The sequence below is a fragment of the Sphingomonas sp. SAFR-052 genome (assembly GCF_051965015.1).
Taxonomy (GTDB): Bacteria; Pseudomonadota; Alphaproteobacteria; order Sphingomonadales; family Sphingomonadaceae; genus Sphingomonas.
Map to the genome: position 1 here is coordinate 197,487 of NZ_JBQCMO010000005.1, position 19,478 is coordinate 216,964.

Annotated in this window: 27 protein-coding genes and 1 other RNA gene; 15 read left to right on the top strand and 13 right to left on the bottom strand. The window is 66.4% G+C overall.

Going from position 1 to position 19,478, the window contains the following annotated elements; all coding sequences use genetic code 11:
• The first annotated feature begins 6 nt into the window (after positions 1 to 6).
• From mtaB to ACTHQV_RS10725, 3 genes are read left to right on the top strand one after another with little or no spacing between them, the layout of a single operon-like run.
• Entirely contained in the window at positions 7 to 1,242 is a 1,236-nt protein-coding gene (gene mtaB, locus ACTHQV_RS10715) for a tRNA (N(6)-L-threonylcarbamoyladenosine(37)-C(2))-methylthiotransferase MtaB (RefSeq protein WP_440490202.1), read from the top strand.
• Positions 1,239 to 2,168: a signal recognition particle-docking protein FtsY gene (gene ftsY / locus ACTHQV_RS10720; RefSeq protein ID WP_440490204.1), complete on the top strand. Its 930-nt coding sequence runs from the start codon at positions 1,239 to 1,241 to the stop codon at positions 2,166 to 2,168. The genes mtaB and ftsY overlap by 4 nt, the downstream gene beginning before the upstream one ends.
• A complete protein-coding gene (locus ACTHQV_RS10725; RefSeq protein WP_440490205.1) occupies positions 2,165 to 2,797 on the top strand; it encodes a septation protein A in 633 nt (210 codons plus the stop codon). Before ftsY ends, ACTHQV_RS10725 begins: the two co-directional genes overlap by 4 nt.
• A 138-nt stretch (positions 2,798 to 2,935) precedes the next feature.
• Here the strand turns inward: ACTHQV_RS10725 and ACTHQV_RS10730 are convergent, their stop codons facing one another.
• Positions 2,936 to 3,547, bottom strand: a complete 612-nt coding sequence (locus tag ACTHQV_RS10730) for a superoxide dismutase (protein ID WP_440490207.1) — start codon at positions 3,545 to 3,547, stop codon at positions 2,936 to 2,938.
• 111 nt (positions 3,548 to 3,658) lie between these two features.
• Positions 3,659 to 4,687 (bottom strand): phage shock protein operon transcriptional activator, encoded by a 1,029-nt coding sequence (gene pspF / locus ACTHQV_RS10735; RefSeq protein WP_440490209.1) that lies wholly within the window; start codon positions 4,685 to 4,687, stop codon positions 3,659 to 3,661.
• Positions 4,688 to 4,857: 170 nt separating this feature from the next.
• Here pspF and ACTHQV_RS10740 point away from each other — a divergent pair, with 170 nt between their 5' ends.
• From ACTHQV_RS10740 to ACTHQV_RS10785, 10 genes are all read left to right on the top strand, one after another.
• On the top strand, positions 4,858 to 5,001 hold the full coding sequence (locus ACTHQV_RS10740) for a hypothetical protein (protein WP_440490211.1): 144 nt from the start codon (positions 4,858 to 4,860) through the stop codon (positions 4,999 to 5,001).
• 67 nt (positions 5,002 to 5,068) lie between these two features.
• A complete protein-coding gene (gene pspA / locus ACTHQV_RS10745; RefSeq protein WP_242117502.1) occupies positions 5,069 to 5,737 on the top strand; it encodes a phage shock protein PspA in 669 nt (222 codons plus the stop codon).
• A 5-nt stretch (positions 5,738 to 5,742) separates the two neighbouring features.
• A complete protein-coding gene (gene pspB / locus ACTHQV_RS10750) occupies positions 5,743 to 6,027 on the top strand; it encodes an envelope stress response membrane protein PspB (protein ID WP_440490212.1) in 285 nt (94 codons plus the stop codon).
• Entirely contained in the window at positions 6,027 to 6,407 is a 381-nt protein-coding gene (pspC, locus tag ACTHQV_RS10755; RefSeq protein ID WP_056451253.1) for an envelope stress response membrane protein PspC, read from the top strand. The genes pspB and pspC overlap by 1 nt, the downstream gene beginning before the upstream one ends.
• A gap of 37 nt (positions 6,408 to 6,444) precedes the next feature.
• Positions 6,445 to 6,750: a hypothetical protein gene (locus ACTHQV_RS10760; RefSeq protein ID WP_440490214.1), complete on the top strand. Its 306-nt coding sequence runs from the start codon at positions 6,445 to 6,447 to the stop codon at positions 6,748 to 6,750.
• Between the two features lie 61 nt (positions 6,751 to 6,811).
• Complete coding sequence (locus tag ACTHQV_RS10765) at positions 6,812 to 7,117, top strand: hypothetical protein (RefSeq protein WP_440490408.1); 306 nt, start codon at positions 6,812 to 6,814, stop codon at positions 7,115 to 7,117.
• An 11-nt stretch (positions 7,118 to 7,128) separates the two neighbouring features.
• Positions 7,129 to 7,392, top strand: a complete 264-nt coding sequence (locus tag ACTHQV_RS10770) for a hypothetical protein (protein ID WP_440490215.1) — start codon at positions 7,129 to 7,131, stop codon at positions 7,390 to 7,392.
• Between the two features lie 25 nt (positions 7,393 to 7,417).
• Positions 7,418 to 7,648, top strand: coding sequence for a hypothetical protein (locus ACTHQV_RS10775; protein ID WP_440490217.1), 231 nt, complete (start codon positions 7,418 to 7,420; stop codon positions 7,646 to 7,648).
• 23 nt (positions 7,649 to 7,671) lie between these two features.
• Entirely contained in the window at positions 7,672 to 8,094 is a 423-nt protein-coding gene (locus ACTHQV_RS10780; RefSeq protein ID WP_440490218.1) for a SufE family protein, read from the top strand.
• 43 nt (positions 8,095 to 8,137) lie between these two features.
• Positions 8,138 to 9,100 (top strand): hypothetical protein, encoded by a 963-nt coding sequence (locus ACTHQV_RS10785; RefSeq protein ID WP_440490220.1) that lies wholly within the window; start codon positions 8,138 to 8,140, stop codon positions 9,098 to 9,100.
• A gap of 21 nt (positions 9,101 to 9,121) precedes the next feature.
• Here ACTHQV_RS10785 and ACTHQV_RS10790 read toward each other — a convergent pair whose 3' ends face one another.
• The 11 genes from ACTHQV_RS10790 to ACTHQV_RS10840 form a co-directional block, all read right to left on the bottom strand.
• The gene (locus ACTHQV_RS10790) at positions 9,122 to 9,424 is read right to left on the bottom strand and encodes a (2Fe-2S) ferredoxin domain-containing protein (protein WP_440490221.1); all 303 of its coding nucleotides are present in this window, start codon (positions 9,422 to 9,424) and stop codon (positions 9,122 to 9,124) included.
• Entirely contained in the window at positions 9,421 to 9,957 is a 537-nt protein-coding gene (locus ACTHQV_RS10795) for a J domain-containing protein (RefSeq protein WP_440490222.1), read from the bottom strand. Before ACTHQV_RS10795 ends, ACTHQV_RS10790 begins: the two co-directional genes overlap by 4 nt.
• A gap of 51 nt (positions 9,958 to 10,008) precedes the next feature.
• Positions 10,009 to 10,407, bottom strand: an RNA gene (rnpB, locus tag ACTHQV_RS10800) — RNase P RNA component class A.
• A 33-nt stretch (positions 10,408 to 10,440) separates the two neighbouring features.
• A complete protein-coding gene (locus tag ACTHQV_RS10805) occupies positions 10,441 to 11,124 on the bottom strand; it encodes an N-acetylmuramoyl-L-alanine amidase (RefSeq protein WP_440490223.1) in 684 nt (227 codons plus the stop codon).
• A gap of 69 nt (positions 11,125 to 11,193) precedes the next feature.
• On the bottom strand, positions 11,194 to 12,030 hold the full coding sequence (locus ACTHQV_RS10810) for a CheR family methyltransferase (protein WP_440490225.1): 837 nt from the start codon (positions 12,028 to 12,030) through the stop codon (positions 11,194 to 11,196).
• The gene (locus ACTHQV_RS10815) at positions 12,027 to 13,031 is read right to left on the bottom strand and encodes a chemotaxis protein CheB (RefSeq protein ID WP_440490226.1); all 1,005 of its coding nucleotides are present in this window, start codon (positions 13,029 to 13,031) and stop codon (positions 12,027 to 12,029) included. Before ACTHQV_RS10815 ends, ACTHQV_RS10810 begins: the two co-directional genes overlap by 4 nt.
• A 61-nt stretch (positions 13,032 to 13,092) precedes the next feature.
• A complete protein-coding gene (locus ACTHQV_RS10820; RefSeq protein WP_056451209.1) occupies positions 13,093 to 13,458 on the bottom strand; it encodes a response regulator in 366 nt (121 codons plus the stop codon).
• A 61-nt stretch (positions 13,459 to 13,519) separates the two neighbouring features.
• A complete protein-coding gene (locus ACTHQV_RS10825; protein ID WP_440490228.1) occupies positions 13,520 to 13,960 on the bottom strand; it encodes a chemotaxis protein CheW in 441 nt (146 codons plus the stop codon).
• Between the two features lie 2 nt (positions 13,961 to 13,962).
• On the bottom strand, positions 13,963 to 16,302 hold the full coding sequence (locus ACTHQV_RS10830; RefSeq protein WP_440490229.1) for a chemotaxis protein CheA: 2,340 nt from the start codon (positions 16,300 to 16,302) through the stop codon (positions 13,963 to 13,965).
• 95 nt (positions 16,303 to 16,397) lie between these two features.
• The gene (locus ACTHQV_RS10835; RefSeq protein WP_440490230.1) at positions 16,398 to 17,036 is read right to left on the bottom strand and encodes a histidine phosphotransferase family protein; all 639 of its coding nucleotides are present in this window, start codon (positions 17,034 to 17,036) and stop codon (positions 16,398 to 16,400) included.
• Complete coding sequence (locus ACTHQV_RS10840; protein ID WP_440490232.1) at positions 17,033 to 17,527, bottom strand: Mov34/MPN/PAD-1 family protein; 495 nt, start codon at positions 17,525 to 17,527, stop codon at positions 17,033 to 17,035. The genes ACTHQV_RS10835 and ACTHQV_RS10840 overlap by 4 nt, the downstream gene beginning before the upstream one ends.
• Positions 17,528 to 17,544: 17 nt before the next feature.
• On the opposite strand from ACTHQV_RS10840, the gene ACTHQV_RS10845 reads away from it, so the two are divergent.
• Together ACTHQV_RS10845 and rpoH are read left to right on the top strand one after the other, a co-directional pair.
• Complete coding sequence (locus ACTHQV_RS10845; RefSeq protein ID WP_440490233.1) at positions 17,545 to 18,498, top strand: RluA family pseudouridine synthase; 954 nt, start codon at positions 17,545 to 17,547, stop codon at positions 18,496 to 18,498.
• A 52-nt stretch (positions 18,499 to 18,550) separates the two neighbouring features.
• Positions 18,551 to 19,456, top strand: a complete 906-nt coding sequence (rpoH, locus tag ACTHQV_RS10850) for an RNA polymerase sigma factor RpoH (RefSeq protein WP_110151749.1) — start codon at positions 18,551 to 18,553, stop codon at positions 19,454 to 19,456.
• The last annotated feature ends 22 nt before the right edge of the window (positions 19,457 to 19,478 follow it).

The window sequence follows — 19,478 nt, forward strand, 5'->3', positions numbered from 1 at the left end:
CCGCCCATGCCATCCTCCGTCGGTCCCACCATCATCACGCTCGGCTGTCGGCTGAACATCGCCGAAAGCGATGCGATCCGCGCGCTGGTCGTCGATCGCGACGTGACCGTGGTCAATAGCTGTGCGGTCACCAACGATGCGGTCGCCGCCACGCGCCGCGCGATCCGCCGCGCGCGCCGCGACCGGCCGGCGGCGGAGCTGATCGTCACCGGCTGTGCGGCGCAGATCGATCCGGCGCATTTCGCCGCGATGCCCGAGGTCGACCGGGTCATCGGCAATTCGGACAAGCTGAACCCGGTCGCATGGCGATCGACCGACCCCATCGTCGTCCGCGATATCGCCCGCGTGCTCGACACCGCGCCGCAACTGGCCGGCGGGTTCGAAGGACAGACGCGCGCGTTCGTCGAGGTGCAGAATGGCTGCGACCATGCCTGCACCTTTTGCGCGATCCCTGCCGGGCGTGGACCGTCGCGCTCGGCGACGATCGACGGCGTCGTCGCGCAGGTCGCGGCGCTGGTCGCGGCGGGTCATGCCGAGGTCGTGCTGACCGGCGTCGACCTGTCGAGCTATGGTGACGACCTGTCGGATGCGCCGAAACTTGGCGATCTGGTCGCCGCGATCCTGGCCCGCACCGCGCTGCGGCGGCTACGGCTATCTTCACTCGACCCGGCAGTAATCGACGCCAAGCTGTTCGAATTGCTGACGAGCGAGCCGCGCGTCATGCCGCACGCGCATCTGTCATTCCAGGCGGGTGACGATATGGTGCTGAAGCGGATGCGCCGCCGCCACAGCCGCGCCGATGCCGTCGCGCTGGTCGACCGGTTGAAGACCGCCCGTCCCGACATCGCGATCGGCGCCGACCTGATCGCCGGCTTCCCGACCGAGGACGACGCCATGGCGACCAACACGCTCGCGCTGATCAACGATTGCGACATCGTCCATGCCCATGTTTTTCCCTACAGCCCCCGCGCCCGGACGCCCGCCGCGCGGATGCCGCAGGTGCCGCCGCCGGTCGCCAAGGCGCGGGCGCAGGCTTTGCGCGCCGCCGCCGAACGTCGCCATCGCGACTGGCTGCGCGCCCAGATCGGCACCACCGCCGAGATCCTCGTCGAACGCCCCGGCACGCGCGGGCACAGCCCCGGCTTCGCCGATGTTTCGCTTCCCCCCTGCCCGCCCGGTTCGATCGTGACCGCGCGGCTGACCCAGATCGAAGGCAATCAGTTGATCGGAATGCCCCTATGAGCCTTTCGTGGCACGAACGCCTGCTCGGCGGCCTGAAGAAGACGTCGGACCGGCTGACCGGCAATCTCGTCGGCCTGTCCGCCGCGCGGCTCGACGATGCGCAGCTCGACGATATCGAGGAAGCGCTGATCGCCTCCGACCTCGGCCCCGCTACCGCCGCCCGCGTCCGGCAACGCCTTGCCGAAGGGCAGTATGAGCGCAACATGGAGGAACTGGGCATCCGGCTGGTCGTGGCGGAGGAGATCGAGAAGGTCTTAACACCGGTCGCCAAGCCGTTGGAAATCGAAGCGTTTCCGCGCCCGCAGGTGATCCTCGTCATCGGCGTCAACGGATCGGGCAAGACCACCACCATCGCCAAGCTGGCAAAGACGCTGGTCGAGCAGGATTATGGCGTGATGCTGGCGGCGGGCGATACCTTCCGCGCCGCCGCGATCGGCCAGCTTCGGACCTGGGCCGAACGGATCGGCGTGCCGATCGTCAGCGGGGCCGAGGGCGGCGATGCGGCGGGCATCATCTATGAAGCGGTCAAGCAGGCGACGGCGACCGGCATCGACGTGCTGATCGTCGACACCGCCGGCCGCCTCCAGAACAAGCGTGAACTGATGGACGAACTGGCAAAAGTCCGCCGCGTGCTGGGCCGGCTGAACCCGGCCGCCCCGCACGATGTCGTCCTCGTCCTTGATGCGACGACGGGCCAGAATGCACTCAACCAGATCGAGGTGTTCAAGGAGACGGCGGGCGTCACCGGCCTCGTCATGACCAAGCTCGACGGGACCGCGCGCGGCGGCGTGCTGGTGGCGGCAGCGGAAAAGTTCGGGCTGCCGATCCATGCGATCGGCGTCGGTGAGACGGCGGACGATTTGCGTGGCTTCGATGCCAACGAAGTGTCGCGGATCATTGCCGGTGTCGAACGGGTGCGCAAATGACGACGCTGCGCCAACCCGCCTCGCCGCTGTTCCGCATGGCGCTCGATTACGGGCCGCTAGTGGTGTTCTTCGTCGCCAATCTGCTGGCCGGGAAGATCGGCCTGCCCGACATGGTCGATTCGCTGGCGCAGGTCATCATCGCCAGCACCGCGTTCATGATCGCCAGTGTCATCGCGATCATCGTGTCGAAATGGAAGACCGGCCATATCTCGCCGATGCTGTGGCTGTCGGCCGGGCTGGTCGTCGTGTTCGGCGCGCTGACGCTGTATTTCCGCGACGATACGTTCATCAAGATGAAGCCGACCATCGTCTATGCGATGTTCTCGGCGATCCTGACCTTCGGTTTAGTGACCGGACGGCCGTTGCTGCAACAGTTGCTGGAAACCGCTTATCCAGGGCTGAGTGCGCTCGGCTGGCGCAAGCTGACGGTCAATTGGGCGGCGTTCTTCGCGTTCATGGCGGTGTTGAACGAGGTCGTGTGGCGCCATTCGACGTGGGACTTCTGGGTCGGGTTCAAGCTGTGGGGCGCGGTGCCGCTGACGCTGCTGTTCGCGCTGGCGAATATTCCGATGCTGTTAAAGCATGGGTTAAAGGTGGGCGAAGAGACGCCGCTGCCACCGGCGGACTAATCGCCCTCTCCCCTTTAGGGGAGAGGGCCGGGGAGAGGGGAAGGCCGCAAGCGTCGCGCGCATGAAAAAAGGGGCCGTCCTCGCGGACAGCCCCCTCTCCCAACCCTCTCCCCTGAAGGGGAGAGGGCTCAAGGCGAATTACTTCACCGCGGCGTCGTACCGTTCGCCGACCTTGTCCCAGTCGACCACATCCCACCACGCCTTCAGATACGCCGGACGTGCATTGCGGTAGGTAATGTAGTATGCGTGTTCCCACACGTCGTTACCCAGGATCGGCGTACCCTTCACCGGCGCGACGTCCATCAGCGGGTTGTCCTGGTTCGGCGTCGACGTGATCGCCAACTTGCCGTCCTGGCCGACGATCAGCCATGCCCAGCCCGATCCGAACTGGTTGGCGCCCGCCGTGTTGAACTGCTCCTTCAACTGGTCGAGCCCGCCGAACTGCTGATCGATCGCATCCTTCAGCGCGCCCGACGGCTGCGAACCACCGCCCTTCATCGTTTCCCAGAAGAAATTGTGGTTCCAATAGCCGCCGCCATTGTTGCGCAGCTTGGCCGAACCGCTGCCGATATTCGCCAGCAGTTCCTCGATCGACTTGCCCTCCAGGCTTGCGTCTTCCGAAACGGCTTCATTCAGCTTGTCGGTATAGGCCTGATGATGCTTGTCATGGTGCAGCGTCATCGTTTCCTTGTCGATGGTCGGCTCCAGCGCGTCATAGGCATAGGGCAGCGGCGGAAGTTCGAACGCCATGGCAATCCTCCTTAGGAACATACTCGCTCGACCGAACGCGGCGGACCCCGCTTGGCTCCGGTCGTTACGCCTGCGAACCCATAGGCGTCCCGGGCGGTGGCGAAAAGGGGGTCAGCCGCCCTGCCCTAGCATTCCGTGCCGCTTCAACGCATGGCGCAACTGGTCGTAGGTCAATCCGATCGCATCGGCGCAATTGCGCTGGTTATAGCGCGCCTCCGCCATCGCCCGGGTCAGCAGCTGCCGTTCGAAGCGGTTCACGCGCGTCTTGAAATCATCGCACGGATCGTCGGGCGCGGTTGATTCCACCGTCGGGGTTCCCACGACCGGTGCCGCAGACGATGCCGCAGCGCTCGCATTGGAGCGCGGACGGAAGGGCGAGGCGAACGGATCGATCTCGACCAGATCGATCGGCCCCGGCCGTTCCCAGCGATAGACCGACCGCTCGACCGCATTGCGCAACTCGCGGACATTGCCCGGCCAGCGATGCTCCATCAGCTGATCGACCGCACTGGGGCCGAACCCGACCCATTCGTCGCGCCCGATCTCCGCCGCCATGCGCCGCCCGAAGAAATCGGCGAGCACCATGATATCGCCCGGCCGCGCACGTAAGGGGGGCAGCGTCACCACCTCGAAACTTAACCGGTCGAGCAGATCGGCGCGAAACGTCCCGCACTCGACGCGATCGGGCAGGTGCTCGTTGGTCGCCGCGACGATGCGGACATCGACCCGGATCGGCCGCGACGATCCGATCCGCGTCACCTCGCCATATTCGACCGCGCGCAACAGCCGCTCCTGCGCGCCCATCGACAGCGTGCCCAGTTCGTCGAGGAACAGCGTGCCGCCATCGGCCTCTTCGAAGCGTCCGGCGCGCGCCTTCGTCGCGCCGGTGAACGCGCCCGATTCGTGCCCGAACAATTCCGCCTCGATCAGCGTCTCCGGCAATGCCGCACAGTTCATCACCACCAACGGCTGGTCCCAGCGCCCCGACAGGCGATGGAGTCGCTCGGCGACCAGTTCCTTGCCGGTCCCCCGCTCGCCGATCACCAGCACCGGCCGGTCGAGCGCCGCGGCCCGGCTGGCGCGTTCGAGGGCATCGAGAAACGGGCCGGACTGGCCGACGACCTGGGTTGCGCGTTCCATGCCGATGATGTGGCGTATTTTCCCAATAGTTCGCAAGAGGCCAAATCAGCCGATGCAGTCAATCCGCGAAAAGTGACGCAAATCCGTCATTTTTGAATTTGGCACGGCTCCTGCAATGTATTGTGCAAGCCCGAAACAGGGCGCACGCTACAGCTTCAGGGAGTTTCACCATGATCCGCATCAACAAGAATGTGACCACCCGCCAGTCGATCCTCAGCCTGTTCGGCGCGGTCGCGGTCTGCGTTCTCGCTTTCGGCGTCACGACCGCACCCGGTCCGATCGCCACCACCCATGCCACCGCGCCAATCGCGTAAGGTGGCAGGCCGGGGCGGTTCTGCCCCGTTCCGCTCCGGCCACCCACGATTTCTTCAGGAGTAACCGATGGGCATTTTCTCCCGCACCCGCGACATCATCGCCGCCAACGTCACCGACCTGCTCGACAAGGCCGAAGACCCCGCGAAGATGATCCGCATGATTATCCTCGAAATGGAGGAAACGCTGGTCGAGGTCCGCGCATCCGCCGCGCGCACCATCGCCGACCAGAAGGAAATGCGCCGCCACATCTCCAAGCTCGATAAGCTGCAGGAAAGCTGGACCGAAAAGGCCGAACTGGCACTGAGCAAGGATCGCGAGGATCTGGCCAAGGCGGCGCTGGTCGAACGCCAGAAGGCGGTCGACATGATCGAACAGCTCAATTCGGAGATCGTCGTGCTCGACGACGCGCTGCGCGCTTCGGAAGCCGATATTGCCAAGCTGCAGACCAAGCTGCGCGAGGCGCGGACCCGGCAGAACGCCATCCAGACCCGGATGGAAAGCGCCAACAACCGCACCAAGCTGCGCGAGATGTATGCCGGCTCCAAGACCGCCGAGGCGTTCAGCCGCTTCGACGTCCTCGAACGCCGCGCCGATCTGGCCGAAGGGCGCGCCGAAGCCGCCGGCATGGGCCAGGGCGGCAAGAGCCTGGAAGACGAGATCGCCGAGCTGCGCCAGTCGGACAAGATCGATGCCGAACTGGCCGCGCTCAAGGCCCGCCTGAACCGGGAGGGCTGAACGCGATGGGCGATTTCCTGATCGGCATGGTCGCCGTCGCCGCACTCCTGATCGGGCTGCCGTGGCTGATCCTCCACTATATCACCAAGTGGAAACAGTCGCCGACGCTGACCAACGAGGACGAGCGACTGCTCGACGACATGCACCTAACTGCCCGCCGGCTTGAAGAGCGGCTCCAGACGATCGAGCGGATCATCGCCGCCGACAATCCGGACTTCCGCCCTTCCCAGCCGCGCCGGGAATTCCCGGAAAGCGATTTCCGCAACCACGATTACGCACGGAGGGACTGATGTCCGGCGCACGCACCAAATTCTATGTCGACAAGGCGAATGGCAAGATGTCGGGCGTGTGCGCCGGCATCGCCGACTATACCGGTGTCGAGGTCATGTGGATTCGCATCGGCACGGTGTTGCTGACGCTGGCCGGTGGATTTCCCTGGACGGTAATCGCCTATTTCATGATCGCCTGGATGGCGCAGAAGAAGCCGGTAGGCCTGTACGAAAGCCGCGAGGACGAGAAGTTCTGGCAGGGCGTCCGGTCGAACCCGACCCGCACCGCATCGGAAATGCGCTCTACTTTCCGTGACATCGACCGTCGCCTCGCCGACATCGAAATGTATTATACCAGCCGCAACACCCGTCTGGCGGACGAGATCGACAGCCTGCGCTGATCGGGTCCCCGCCGGGGCAGATTTGGGGAGAGAGAATATGAACTGGGGTGGACCGGGGTTCGTGCTGTCGATCATCGCGATCGTCATGATCGCGAGCATCGTAAAGACCGCGATCCGTGCCAAGCACGGCTATCCGCTGGACGACGAAGATTGCGGCACGAAAGGCAAGCGCCGCCGCCATCGCGACGAGATCGGCGCGGAACGGCAGGCGCAGCTGATGGCACAGCAGAATGAGCAGTTGCAGGGCAAGGTTTTGCGCCTCGAGGAGCGCATTGCCGTCCTCGAACGGATCGCCACCGATCCCGCAACCCGTACCGCCCGCGAAATCGACGCACTGCGCTGATCGCTCCGGAGTTCCTGTCATGATGAGCTATGTCGACAATGCGACACCCGAAAAGGTCGCGATGATGCAAATCCTCTTCCCCTTCATCGGCACGATCGTCGCCATATCGGTCGCCGGATGGGTGGTCACCACTTGGCTCCGCATCAAGCATGGCTATCCCTTGCAGGGCGGCTGGGGGCAAGCGATCTACCCAAAACGCGACGACGAGACGGTCGAGCGGGTCAAGCTGCTGAGCCAGGAAAACGCCCAGCTGAAGGCCGAACTCGGATCGATCAAGGACCGGCTCGCCAATGTCGAACGGATCGTGACCGACGGCGCGCACGGCCTCGAGCGTGAGATCGAGCAGCTGCGCGGCCGGACGAACTGAAAGGAACGACGATGAGCCCCTTCCTGATCCCCATGCTCGCGCTGATGATCCCGATCGTCGCGATCCTCAGCAAGCTGGTGTTCCAGCCATGGCTCGAACTTAAGGAACGCGAATTGCAGGTCCGCGGCACCGAAACCGCCGAAAAGGCCGCGCAATATGCCGCGCAGACCGAACGGCTGGAACAGCGTGTCCGCGTCCTCGAACGCATCATCACTGACCGCGGCGTCGACCTCTCCGACGAGATCGAACGCCTCCGCGACAAACCGCTCAACTGACAAACCCGACGAAAAGGGCAGTCCGATGAACCTGACTCTTACCCTCGCACTCGCCGCCACCACCCTTGCCGCCGTGGCGATCGTATCGGCCACGCTGTTGTCGGGCTGGCGCGGCTGGCTGGCGCTGCAACAGCAGCGGCTGGGCGACAAGCCGATGGCGCAGCCCGCCCCCAATGCCGGCACCCGCATCGAAATCGCCGACCTGAAGGAACGCATCCGCAAGCTGGAAGCGATCGCCGCCGGGGTGGAACTCTAAAGGCAAATGCCTATAGCGGCGTCATGCAGAGCATCGACGATATCCGCGAAGAATATGACTTTCTCGACGGGGACGACCGCTACCGGTTGCTGATCGACCTGGGCCGGCAGCTGGAACCGATGCCCGATCCCCTCAAGACCGATGCGACGCTGGTCCGGGGCTGTTCGGCATCGGTGTGGGTCTATCCCCAGCAACAGGCGGATGGCACGCTCCACTTCCTCGCCGACAGCAACGCCGCGATCACCAAGGGGATCATCGCGCTGGTGCTGGCGACCGTGCAGGACCGGGCTCCCGATGCGATCCTCTCGACCGATATCGACGCGGCGCTCGCCCCGTTCGACCTGCGCAACCAGTTGAGTTCGAACCGGACGCAGGGGATTCCGAACATGATCGCGCTGATCCGCGAGACCGCGTCGCGGCTGGCGAACCGGTCGACCACAGGCTAAGCTCCTCGCCAGATCGCCGAAAGCGCGATCCGGATGCGGGAGGGTGCGGATGCTGGTTGGCGGACGGGCGGTCAGGCTGGCGTCGATCGCGCTATTCCTTGCCGTCCCGCTGTCCGGACAGGAACCGCCCGACCCGGACGCCGATTCCGAAATCCTCGTCATCGCGCGCAAGCTGCGCAAGGTCCGGTTGAACTATACGACGCGCGGGTCGTGGGTGCCGAAATGCGAGGCGGAGGTATCGAGCGGCGAACCCCGTATCGACCGGATCATGTGCGCGATCCTGCGCGCCTGCGTCCGCGAAGGGCATCGCGAGGTGGCGCCGGCCAAGGCGTGCATCGCGAACCGTATCGACCAGCTGGTGGACGGGGCAGCGCCGCCGACTGAAATCACCGCAGCGCCGCCCCCACCGTTTCCGCCACCGCTGCAAACCGGCCCGGACATCGTGGTCGAGGGCGCGCCCGATATCGTCGTCACTGGGAACGTAGCCAGCCTGCGTGGTGGATTGTGGCTGTTCCGGCGGACCGCTACGCTCGCACTCCATGGCGGAAATGCGATCCGGCCGTTCCGCTTCACGCAATGCCTGCCCGACGGGACGGTCGAGGTGACGTTGCGGCGCTGGGCCGGCGAAGAAAACCTGATGAGCGGATTGATGCGAGGCATGCAATGCGGCCGACTGCGCGCGAAGATGAGCAATGGCCGGATCGATGCGTCGCGCAGTTGCAACAGCCCGGTCGCCGACCAAATCCTCACCCTGGCCGGACGCTATGATACCCGACAACTCGTCCTGAATTATCTCGTCGAACAACGGGCAAACGGCATCGAACGCGGCGGCGGCCCGGGATGGAACCCGCCGCGTCCTCCCGCATGGCGTTGGCAAGTGACGGCGACCCGACAGGGCGACTGCCCGCTCCGCGAACGGCGGGACGAATTGAACGTCAACGAGGTCATGGCCGCGATGTTCGAACCGCGCGGAATTGAGGAACCGGGTAGCGGCGTGGTTCGGTAGCGTCCCGTCACCGACGGCCGCCTACCCCTCGCCCAACCCCAACCGCCCGGCCACCGCATCCAGATCATCGCCCGGCCGCACCAGCAACCATTCCCCCGGCCGCGCGCCATCGACCACGACCACCGCGCCCTTGGGACAGACGTCGAGGCACTTCACCTCGACCACCCCCGCCGCGCCCTTTGGCCCGTTCTTCAGCTTCAGATGCTTGCGCAGCGCCTTCGCCAGCGGCTTGTCCGACCCGCCGAACCCGCCGTCCAGCTTCTTCGAACATTTGGCACACACAAGCACCGCCTTGCTCCACCGCGCACGGACCTCGCGCTTCACGCCGGTTTCCAGCTCCGCCGTTCCTCAGCGACGCGCAGCACGTCATAGGCGGCCTGGATCGCATGGAATTTCTTCGCCGCCTCGGCATCGCCGGGCCGGACATCGGGATGAAACACCTTGGCCAGCTTGCGCCACGCCAATCGGATCGTGTCGAAATCCGCGTCGGGATCGCATTCCAGCACTTCCAACGCACGCATCTCGTCGCGCGATCGGCTGCCGTCGCCGGATCCAGCCCAGGCGTTCGACGCCGATGCCGCATAGCCATTGGCGGTGCGCTGTTCGGCCGCCTCGCGCGCCTTGGCTTCCTCTTCGTTCAGCCCCTCGAAGTAGTTCCAACCCTTGTTGTATTCGGCGGCATGGGCTTCGCAGAAATACCAGCGATCGGGGTTGTTGGGCGATTTCGGCGCCGGGCATTTGCCGGGTTCGGTACAACCATGCCGGTCGCACAGCTTCACCGTCTGCGCCTCGCGGCCCTCGCTATAGCCGCGCCAGCGGGGAAAGCCCCAGTCGTTCGATCGCGTATGTCGTGCCATTGTCTTCGAAATAAGCCGCCATGCCCCGCGCGCAACCCATTGCAGCGCGCGAATGTCAGAGGGTCTGTAAGCCGGGTTCTGTCCACCCGCCAAAGCGGGATAGGCGACCATTCCTCTCGGGCGACACTTGCGTGGCGCCTCCAGCAACCAACCCGGGCAGCGGGCCGGAACATACCCCGAAGCGCTCGCGCACTTCCTGCCGCCCCTATTCGGTCTTGCTCCCGGTGGGGTTTGCCATGCCGCTGCCGTTACCGGCCGCGCGGTGCGCTCTTACCGCACCCTTTCACCGTAACCCGGCCGAAGCCAAGGCCGTCTGCTCTCTGTGGCACTGTCCCTGAACCCCCGGCCGAAGCCGGAAGCCCGCCGGGCGTTACCCGGCACCGTCGTTTCCGTGGAGCCCGGACTTTCCTCGGCACGCTCATCGCGTGACGCGGCCGCCCGACCCTCTGACGCTTGCGTCCCTAGCGGCTTGTGACCCCGCGTTCAATCGTCGCCTTGCGGCTTGGGCAGCAACAGCGCGAGGAGCAGCATCCGGCATTCGCCATCGGCAATGCCGTCGATCATCTCCGGCCGGAACCGCCGCTGGAACGCGGTGATCGCCGCGACCGGATCGCTGACGTCATAGCCGAAACGTTCGAGTGCGAGGAGAAAGCCGGCATCGCTCCACCCCGGATCCATCAGGTTGCGCGTCGGCCGTGGCAGCGCAAGGCGCAGGCGCGCCAGCCGGTTCCACGGGAACAACTCGCCCGGATCCTGCTTGCGGGCCGGCGCGATGTCCGAATGGCCCACGACATTGCCGCGCGTGATCTGGTGCCGGTCCTTGATCGCGTGGACCAGCGGGATCAGCGCGTCGATCTGCGCCTCCGGAAAGTCGCCATAGCCGAATTCATGGCCGAGATTGACCAGTTCGATGCCGATCGACGCGCTGTTGATATCGGTGATACCGCGCCAGTGCGACTTGCCGGCATGCCAGGCGCGCTTGTCCTCGGCGACCAGCCGGTGGATCGTGCCGTCCTCCTCGACGACGTAATGCGCCGAAACCTCCGCCGCCGGATCGGTCAGCCGCGCGATCGCCGATGCCGCATCGGTCATGCCGGTATAGTGCAGCACCAGCATGGTAATGGGCAGCGTACGTTCGCCGAAATTGGGCGACGGCGTCTCGATCATCTGCACGCGACTCTTGTCCCCCTCACGCCACTGCGTCCCGATTGCGGCGGGACGCGGCGAAAGGCAAGATCAGTGCGCCGCGGGCCGGTACAGCCCGCGATAGCGTTCGGACGGGACCAGCGCCTCGGTATGGCCGATCACCGTTTCGCCCGCGCCCAGCACCAGCAGCCCGCCCGGCCGCAGCACGGTCGCGATCCGGTCGAGCACCGCGCCGCGTGTCGCCGGCGACAGGTACATCAACACGTTGCGGCACAGCACGATGTCGAACTTGCCCCCCGGCATCGGGTCGGCGATCAGGTTCTGCTGCCCATAGAGCAGGCGGAAACGCAGCTCGGCCTTCGCCTCCCACAGATCGTCGCGCGGTTCGAACCACTGCATCATCCGCCGGATCGACAGCCCGCGCTGGATTTCGAACTGGGTATAGCGTGCCGCCCGCGCCCGCATCAGCGCCCGCATCGAAATATCGGTCGCGCGGATTTCCGGCGGCAGGATGCCGGTCCGCTCGCTGGCCTCGGCGAACAGCATCGCCATCGACAACGGCTCCTGCCCGGTCGAGCATGCCGCCGACCAGATGCGCAGCCGGCGCGGCGCCTCCGCGACCATGTCGATCGCGGCCTGTACGACGGTGTCGAGCGTCGCCGGATCGCGGAAGAACGACGTTTCCTGGTTCAGCAGCGCATCGACCACCAGATCGGCCAGCCCGCGTTCGCTCGACGCCCGGTCGTTGATCCGCGCGACCAGTTCGTCGAGCGTGGTCAGCCCGCGCTCGCGCAGCATCGGCTGGAGCGCACTGTCGATCCGCCATGCACGACCGGCGTCGAGCTGTTGCCCGGTCCGCTGTTCGAGCAACGCGACGATCGCGTTCGCGGCGGGGCCGAGCGGGCCGGCGGGACGCGCGACGGTCATGCCGGCCGCCGCCGCCGCGCGACGAACGCGCCCAGTTGCGCAGGCGTGCCGATGGTGTTGGCCAGCCCCGCCTCGGCCACCGCGCCGGGCATGCCCCACACGACCGAACTCGCCTGATCCTGCACCGCGACCACGCCCCCTGCCGCCCGGATATTGGCTGCTCCTCGCGCCCCGTCGCGGCCCATCCCCGACAACACGATCGCCAGCGCCCGCGCGCCGAACACCTGCGCCACCGAATCGAACATCGGGTCGACCGAAGGCATGCAGCCGCTGATCGACGGTGCCCGGTCGAGCCGCGTCGCCGCACCCTCGCTGGTCTGCACCACGCGGATATGCGCATCGCCCGGCGCCACGATCAGCCGCCCGCGTTGAATACGCAGGCTGTCGCGCGCGACGTCGACCGGTCGTCGCGCCAGCGCGGTCAGCTGCTGCGCGAAATATTCGGTGAACGTCCCCGGCAGATGCTGGGTGACGAGGATCGGCACGTCCAGTTCGGGCGGGATCGCCGCCAGCAACGGCGCCAGCGCATGGATGCCGCCGGTCGACGCGCCGATCGCGATGATGTCGAACACGTCGCTGCGCGCGGTGGCGGCATTACCGGTCACGCGCGGCACCGTGCGCATCACCCGTTCGACCAGCGCCTCCAGCCGTGCGGCGAACCCGCCCGCGAGCGGCGAGGATTCGGGCTTGGCCAGCGTCGCCGCCGCCCCCAGCGACATCGCGTGGCAGGCGGTCGGCGATCCGTCGGCACAGTCACCCGACAACACGATCACCCGCACCCCCGGCGCCGCCGCCAACAGGTCGGGCAAGCCCGACAGCCCATCGATACCGGGCAGGTTGATGTCGAGCAGGATCAGGTCGGCCGCTTCACTCGCCAGCCTGCCGGTCGCCTGCACGATGCCGCCGACCGCCGCGACGACGCGGTGTCCGGGAATCGCCTCGACGATGCGGGTCAGCACCGCGCGGGTCACCACCGAATCATCGACGATCAGGACCCGCACGGCCGTTCCGTCCGCTGCGGCGGTTCGGGTGAACGGGGCGTTCACGACCTTTCGATGCGGATCAGGCGACGCCGACGATCTGAAGCTTGCTCTCCAGCGTCTCGCGATCGAACGGCTTCATCACATATTCGTCGGCACCGGCCTCGATCGCGGCGCGGATATAGGCCATGCCGTTCTCGGTCGTGCAGAACACGACCTTGGGCTGCGTGCCGCCCTCGCTCTGGCGTAGCGCGCGCAGGAAATCCATGCCGCTCATCACCGGCATGTTCCAGTCGAGCAGGATCACGTCGGGCTGCGCCTTGGCACACTGGTCGAGCGCCTCACGTCCGTCGCCCGCCTCGCGCACCTCGAACTGGAGCGTTTCGAGAATGTGCCGGGCGACCTTGCGGATCACCTTCGAATCATCGACGACCAGGCAACTCTTCATGACGATACCCCATGTTGGTACGGGCAAGTGTACGGTGTGTTCGTAAGCGCCGCGTTAATGCTCAGGCCGCGGCACGTGCCCCGTCCGCCGCCCGCGCGACGATCCTGGGCAGGTCGAGGATCAGGACCACGCGCCCGTCCTGCTCGATCAGCCCGTTGGTGATCGCCGCCCATGCCGCCCCCGGCAACAGCCCCGCCGACAATGGTTTGGGAACGAAGCGATGCGCATCGTCCAGCGCATCGACCAGCAACGCATAATGATGCCCGTCGACCTGCGTCACCACCGCGCGGCGGCGCGTCGCCATGAGCGCCAGCGGATCGAGCACGATCGCGGTATCGATCACCGTCACCACCCGGCTGCGCAACGCCGCCAGCCCGCGCACCGCGCGCGACGTGCGCGCGACTGGCGTGATCTCGCCGATATCCACCACCGATTCGACATGGTCGGATCGGATGGCGACGTCTTGACCGACGATCGTGGCGAGAAGGAACAACTCGGTCACGCTCAACCTCCCACCGCCATGCGCAACGCCCGCAGCACGGCTTCGCGGTCGTAGCGATAGATGCTGCCGTCGCCGATATCGGCAGGCGACGCCCGCAGCCGCACCACGGGCGAATCGGCAGCCGGCGCCGGCACCGCGACATCGGCCTGCGCCAGCACCAGCGTCGGGCGCTCGCCCTCGGCGACCCGTTCGACGATCTGATAGCCCGCCTGCTCCAACATCGGGCGCAGGAACGCACGCATCCACCCGCTGCCGCCATCGGCCAGCAGGCAGGTCGGCCGCCGCCGCGCGATCAGCGCCGCCCCCGCCTCCCGCGCATGGCGTTCGAACAGCCATAGCGGATCGACCTGTTCGATCTGCTCGCCGTCCAGCAGCACGATGCCCGCGATCGGGCCGGCCACGTCGCCGACCGGCGCCAGTTCAGGCAGCATCACGATGTCGACCGCATCGACGATGGCATAGGCCACCTCCATCACCCCGTCGGTCAGGCGCAGCACCGTCGTCACCCGATCGATCGCGCCGGGATTGCTCGCCTCGGCCGGCACGATCCGCCCGTCGATCGCCAGCCGGATGCGCCCGGCGCTCTGTTGCAGCGACCCGGCCTTGATGCGTTCGATCCGGTCGATCACCGCCAGCGGAATGACCCGCCGCCGCCCGTCCAGATCGTCGAACAGCAGCGCGGTGACGCGGGTGTCGGCCTCGGCCGCTTCCTCGGCCTCGATCTCGAGGTCCATCGCATCGGCAAAGCTCAAGCCGGCAGCCTGCGCCACTCCGGCGCAATCGAGCATCAGCATCGGCCGCCCGGTATCGGGCAGCGTCTGTCCGGCATAGAGGCCGGTCGCCATTACCGCCGGTGCCGCGGGCTTGACCACCAGTTCCTCGGTATCCAGCACCTCGTCGACCGCGATCGCGAAATCGCCTGCGCCGATCGACACTACTGCCAGCATCTTCGGGCTGGCGGGCTGGTCGGTATCGACCCCGATCACCTCGCACAGGTCGACCACGGGCAAACGCCGGTCGCGGATGCGGGCGATGCGGTTGTCACCCAGCTGGTCGACGCGGATATTGGCGGCACGTTCGTTGACGATCTCGCTGATCGTCTGACGCGATATGGCGAAGCGATGCGCCCCTGCCCGCACCACGATCGTCGACACGATCGACAGCGTCAGCGGCACCTGTACCGCGATGCGCAGTCCCCGCCCCGGCTTGTTGTCCAGCGTGATCCGCCCGCCGATCTGGTCGATCGCTGCGCGCACCACGTCCATGCCCACGCCGCGCCCCGAAATCTCGGTCGCGGTATCGCGCGACGACAGGCCCGGCGCGAACACCAGTTCGCAGCGCTGCCGGTCGTTGAGCTTGCGCAGCTCGGCCTCGCTGCGCTGCCCGCTCGCCGCCAGCTTGGCCATCAGCCGTTCGGTATCGATGCCGCGTCCGTCGTCGATGATCTCGATGACGATCTGGTTGCCCGATTGCCGCGCCGACACATGCAACCGCCCGCTCTCGCGCTTGCCCGCCGCGCGCCGCTCCATCGGCGTCTCGACGCCATGGTCGATCGCGTTGCGCACCAGATGGACCAGCGGGTCCCGCATCACTTCGATCATCTCGCGGTCCAGCTCGACGTCGCTGCCATCGACGGTCAGCGTCACCGCCTTGCCCACCGCCGCCGCCGTGTCGCGCACGATGCGCGGCAGCGGCTGGAACAGCGTCTCGATCTTTTGCATCCGCGTCCGCGTCACCGCGTCGCGCATATCGGCCACCGAACTCGACAGCCGCTCCAGCGCCGCCTCGACCGCCGGGTCGAGATCGCTGTCGCGCAACCGCCGGACCAGCTCGTTGCGGACCAGCACCATGTCCGACATGCCGCTCATCATCCGGTCGAGCAGATCGACGTTCAGCCGTACGCTGCGCAGCGGCGCCCGCCCCGCCGCGATCGCCGCCGCCGCCACCGGGGTCGTCGCCGCGACCGGATTGCCGATCTTCGGCGCCAACGCCGCGATCAGTTCGTCCTCGCCCTCGTCGGTCAGCGGCAGTCCGGCATCGATCGCCTCGACCAGCTCGCCGATCCTGTCGACGATCGCCAGCACCGCATCGACCAGCGCGCTGTCGGGGCGCCGCTTGCCATCGCGCACCACGCACAGCGCGTCCTCGGCGGCATGGCTCAACCGCGACAGCCGCGGCAGGTCGAGAAAGCCGCAGCTTCCCTTCACCGTATGGACGAAGCGGAAAATGGCATCCAGCCGGGCACGATCGTCGGGCGCGGCTTCCCACGCGACGATCTCCGACGACAACGCCTCCAGCGTCTCGCGGGTCTCGGCAATGAATTCCTGTAACAGATCGTCCATGCGGCCCCGTCCGGTTATGGACGCAACCATGGCGCTCGATAGGTTAAGACGGGGTTAGGATACGAAGGACGCCGAGAAACTCTCGGGCAGGCGACTCACTGCGCCGCGAACGACGCCCCGAACAGCAGCACCGGCGAATCGCTCGGCGACACCTGCAACGTACCGCCGCCCTGCTCGACGAGTTCGCGCGCCAGACACGCCGCCGCCGCGCGCGGGGTCATCATCGCCGCATCGCCCAACAGCGCACCGCGCAATTCGGCATCCAGCACGATGCGCGGTCCGTCGCCGCGCACCGCGATATCGATACCGTTCGCCGTGACCTCCGCCCCGACATCCAGCTGCCCGCCGCGTACCAGCGCGTCCCCCGCGATCAGCGCGAGGTTGAGCAACACCTTCACCGCCGGCTTGGGCAGCGACGGCGCCTCGACCATCCAGCCGAGCTTCACCCGGTGGCTGTCGCCGAACAGCCCCTCCAACGCCGCACGCGCCTCGCGCGTGTCGATCGAATCGCCGAAGCCCCCGGCCGCGCCGAACGCGAGGCGAAAGAATTTCAGCTTGTTCGCCGATGCCCGCGCACTGTCGGTCAACAGTTCCAGACAGCGGGCGCGCATGTCGGGATCGGTCTCGTCGGCCAGCAATTCCAGGCCGTTGTTCAGCGCCCCCACCGGGCTGAGCAGATCATGGCACAATCGCGAACACATCAGGCTGGCGAATTCGGCTGGGCTGATGTTCAAAGCGGCGATCCCTGCGCTGCGGTGAACGTCATCGTCCGGCCGCTGGCGTCCATGTGCACTGCCCGGCAGTTTTTTTCAACGTGGCCGGCACTGATGATGTCGAAGGAAACGGGCACGAATCGGCCATGCCGTTCGCCCTGCGCGACCGCCCGCCACAGCCGCGCGGTACCGCCACCGACAATCAGCCACAGCCGCCCGTCCGCCGCCGCCTGCGCCGCATCGGTCGGCGACGGATCGGCGCTGCCGCTCGGATGCGAATGATAGCAGCCGAGCACCGCCAAGCCGCCGTTCCGGGCATCACGATATGCCGCCAGCAGCACCGCCGGGTCGATCTCGAAATGCCGCGCGGGCTCCGTCGCGACGTTGCGCGCGGCTTCGGCGCACGCAACGCGGTCGCCGAACCCGCGCAGCAACCCGCAAACTTCGTGCGCGCTCGCCCCCGCCTCCGCCAGCACCGCGCGGATCGTTTCGCTTGTAAAACTGACCGTCATCACCATCTTTGTAGGCAATGGACCGGGGGGTTTCTACGATAGAGGCGCGCATCACTGATGCTGTGCACGGGCAACGGATCGACAAGGCGCTGGCCGAAGTCGTACCCGACCTGTCGCGCGAACGGATCAAAGCGCTGCTGGCTTCAGGTCACGTCGCCGGTCCCGATGGCCCGGTGTCGGACGGCAAGCGTAAGGTGACGGCGGGACAACAGTTCGTCATCATCGTGCCCGCGGCGGTCCCGCTCGATACCGTGGCGCAGGATATTCCGCTGGTGATCGCCTATGAGGACGACCACCTGATCGTCGTCGACAAGCCCGCCGGGCTGGTCGTGCATCCCGCCGCCGGCAATCTCGACAGGACGCTGGTCAACGCGCTGCTCCATCATTGCGCGGGCAAGCTGTCGGGCATCGGCGGCGTCGCGCGGCCGGGCATCGTCCACCGCATCGACAAGGATACGTCGGGGCTGCTGGTCGTCGCCAAGAGCGACGTCGCGCACGAAGGGCTGGCGCGCCAGTTCAAGGATCACAGCATCGACCGCCGCTATCTGGCGATCGCGGCGGGTCGGGTGTCAACTTCGGCGGGAACGGTGGACGCGCCGCTGGCGCGTTCCCCCAATGATCGCAAGAAGATGGCGATCGTCCGCTCGCCCACCGCCAAACACGCCATCACCCATTGGCGCAAACTTCGCCAACTTCGGGAGGCGTCGTTGATCGAATGCCGGCTGGAAACCGGCCGCACCCACCAGGTGCGGGTGCACATGGCGTCGATCGGCCACCCGCTCCTCGGCGACCCGGTCTATGCCGGGCGGCGACCGGCGCTCCGGGCCGAGTTGGAAACGCTCGATTTCCGGCGACAGGCGTTGCACGCCGCACATCTCGGGTTCATTCACCCTGTGACAAAGAACGCTTTGGCGTTTGATAGCGATCTTCCGGCAGACATGCAGGAACTGTTGGATCATCTTCACGTATAGGTTCCGGCGATGTCGCGATGCGGCAATGCCCACGACAAAGGGAGTTTTGACGATGGCAACTGGCAGCAACGTCCCGGCGACGATCCCGGCGCTTGGCGGCGAGGCGAGCCTCAACCGCTATCTCTCCGAAATCCGCAAGTTTCCGATCCTCGCGCCCGAGCAGGAATATATGCTCGCCAAGCGGTTTCAGGAACATGGCGATCCGGAGGCGGCGGCGCAGCTCGTCACCTCGCACCTGCGTCTCGTCGCCAAGATCGCGATGGGCTATCGCGGCTATGGCCTCCCCGTCAGCGAACTGATTTCCGAAGGGAATATCGGGCTGATGCAGGGCGTGAAAAAATTCGAGCCCGATCGCGGCTTCCGCCTCGCCACCTATGCGATGTGGTGGATCCGCGCCTCGATCCAGGAATTCATCCTGCGGTCGTGGTCGCTGGTAAAGATGGGCACCACCGCCGCGCAGAAGAAACTGTTCTTCAACTTGCGCCGGATGAAGTCGAAGCTCGATGCATTCGAGGACGGCGACCTCAGCCCTGAGCATCTGCAAAAGATCGCGACCGACCTGGGCGTCACCGAGGAGGAAGTGACCTCGATGAACCGCCGCATGGCGATGGGCGGCGACACGTCGCTCAACGTCCCCATGCGCGAGGATGGCGAGAGCCAGTGGCAGGACTGGCTGGCCGACGACAGCCCTTTGCAGGACTCGGTCGTCGCCGAGGCACAGGAGGCTGACGTCCGCCACGGCATGCTGGTCGAGGCGATGGACGACCTTAACGACCGCGAAAAGCATATCCTGACCGAACGCCGCCTGACCGATGATCCCAAGACGCTCGAGGAATTGAGCCAGGTTTACGGCGTCAGCCGCGAACGCGTCCGCCAGATCGAGGTGCGTGCGTTCGAGAAACTGCAAAAGGCAATGATGCGCCTCGCCGGCGACCGCCGGATGATCGCGGCGGCCTGATCGCGGGGCGGGGGCATGCTTG

Excerpts from the sequence above, each read along its gene's own strand:
- mtaB (WP_440490202.1), top strand. The coding sequence starts at position 7 with ATGCCATCCTCCGTCGGTCCCACCATCATCACGCTCGGCTGTCGGCTG.
- ftsY (WP_440490204.1), top strand. The coding sequence starts at position 1,239 with ATGAGCCTTTCGTGGCACGAACGCCTGCTCGGCGGCCTGAAGAAGACG.
- ACTHQV_RS10725 (WP_440490205.1), top strand. The coding sequence starts at position 2,165 with ATGACGACGCTGCGCCAACCCGCCTCGCCGCTGTTCCGCATGGCGCTC.
- ACTHQV_RS10730 (WP_440490207.1), bottom strand. The coding sequence starts at position 3,547 with ATGGCGTTCGAACTTCCGCCGCTGCCCTATGCCTATGACGCGCTGGAG.
- pspF (WP_440490209.1), bottom strand. The coding sequence starts at position 4,687 with ATGGAACGCGCAACCCAGGTCGTCGGCCAGTCCGGCCCGTTTCTCGAT.
- ACTHQV_RS10740 (WP_440490211.1), top strand. The coding sequence starts at position 4,858 with ATGATCCGCATCAACAAGAATGTGACCACCCGCCAGTCGATCCTCAGC.
- pspA (WP_242117502.1), top strand. The coding sequence starts at position 5,069 with ATGGGCATTTTCTCCCGCACCCGCGACATCATCGCCGCCAACGTCACC.
- pspB (WP_440490212.1), top strand. The coding sequence starts at position 5,743 with ATGGGCGATTTCCTGATCGGCATGGTCGCCGTCGCCGCACTCCTGATC.
- pspC (WP_056451253.1), top strand. The coding sequence starts at position 6,027 with ATGTCCGGCGCACGCACCAAATTCTATGTCGACAAGGCGAATGGCAAG.
- ACTHQV_RS10760 (WP_440490214.1), top strand. The coding sequence starts at position 6,445 with ATGAACTGGGGTGGACCGGGGTTCGTGCTGTCGATCATCGCGATCGTC.
- ACTHQV_RS10765 (WP_440490408.1), top strand. The coding sequence starts at position 6,812 with ATGATGCAAATCCTCTTCCCCTTCATCGGCACGATCGTCGCCATATCG.
- ACTHQV_RS10770 (WP_440490215.1), top strand. The coding sequence starts at position 7,129 with ATGAGCCCCTTCCTGATCCCCATGCTCGCGCTGATGATCCCGATCGTC.
- ACTHQV_RS10775 (WP_440490217.1), top strand. The coding sequence starts at position 7,418 with ATGAACCTGACTCTTACCCTCGCACTCGCCGCCACCACCCTTGCCGCC.
- ACTHQV_RS10780 (WP_440490218.1), top strand. The coding sequence starts at position 7,672 with ATGCAGAGCATCGACGATATCCGCGAAGAATATGACTTTCTCGACGGG.
- ACTHQV_RS10795 (WP_440490222.1), bottom strand. The coding sequence starts at position 9,957 with ATGGCACGACATACGCGATCGAACGACTGGGGCTTTCCCCGCTGGCGC.
- ACTHQV_RS10805 (WP_440490223.1), bottom strand. The coding sequence starts at position 11,124 with ATGATCGAGACGCCGTCGCCCAATTTCGGCGAACGTACGCTGCCCATT.
- ACTHQV_RS10810 (WP_440490225.1), bottom strand. The coding sequence starts at position 12,030 with ATGACCGTCGCGCGTCCCGCCGGCCCGCTCGGCCCCGCCGCGAACGCG.
- ACTHQV_RS10820 (WP_056451209.1), bottom strand. The coding sequence starts at position 13,458 with ATGAAGAGTTGCCTGGTCGTCGATGATTCGAAGGTGATCCGCAAGGTC.
- ACTHQV_RS10830 (WP_440490229.1), bottom strand. The coding sequence starts at position 16,302 with ATGGACGATCTGTTACAGGAATTCATTGCCGAGACCCGCGAGACGCTG.
- ACTHQV_RS10840 (WP_440490232.1), bottom strand. The coding sequence starts at position 17,527 with ATGACGGTCAGTTTTACAAGCGAAACGATCCGCGCGGTGCTGGCGGAG.
- ACTHQV_RS10845 (WP_440490233.1), top strand. The coding sequence starts at position 17,545 with ATGGACCGGGGGGTTTCTACGATAGAGGCGCGCATCACTGATGCTGTG.
- rpoH (WP_110151749.1), top strand. The coding sequence starts at position 18,551 with ATGGCAACTGGCAGCAACGTCCCGGCGACGATCCCGGCGCTTGGCGGC.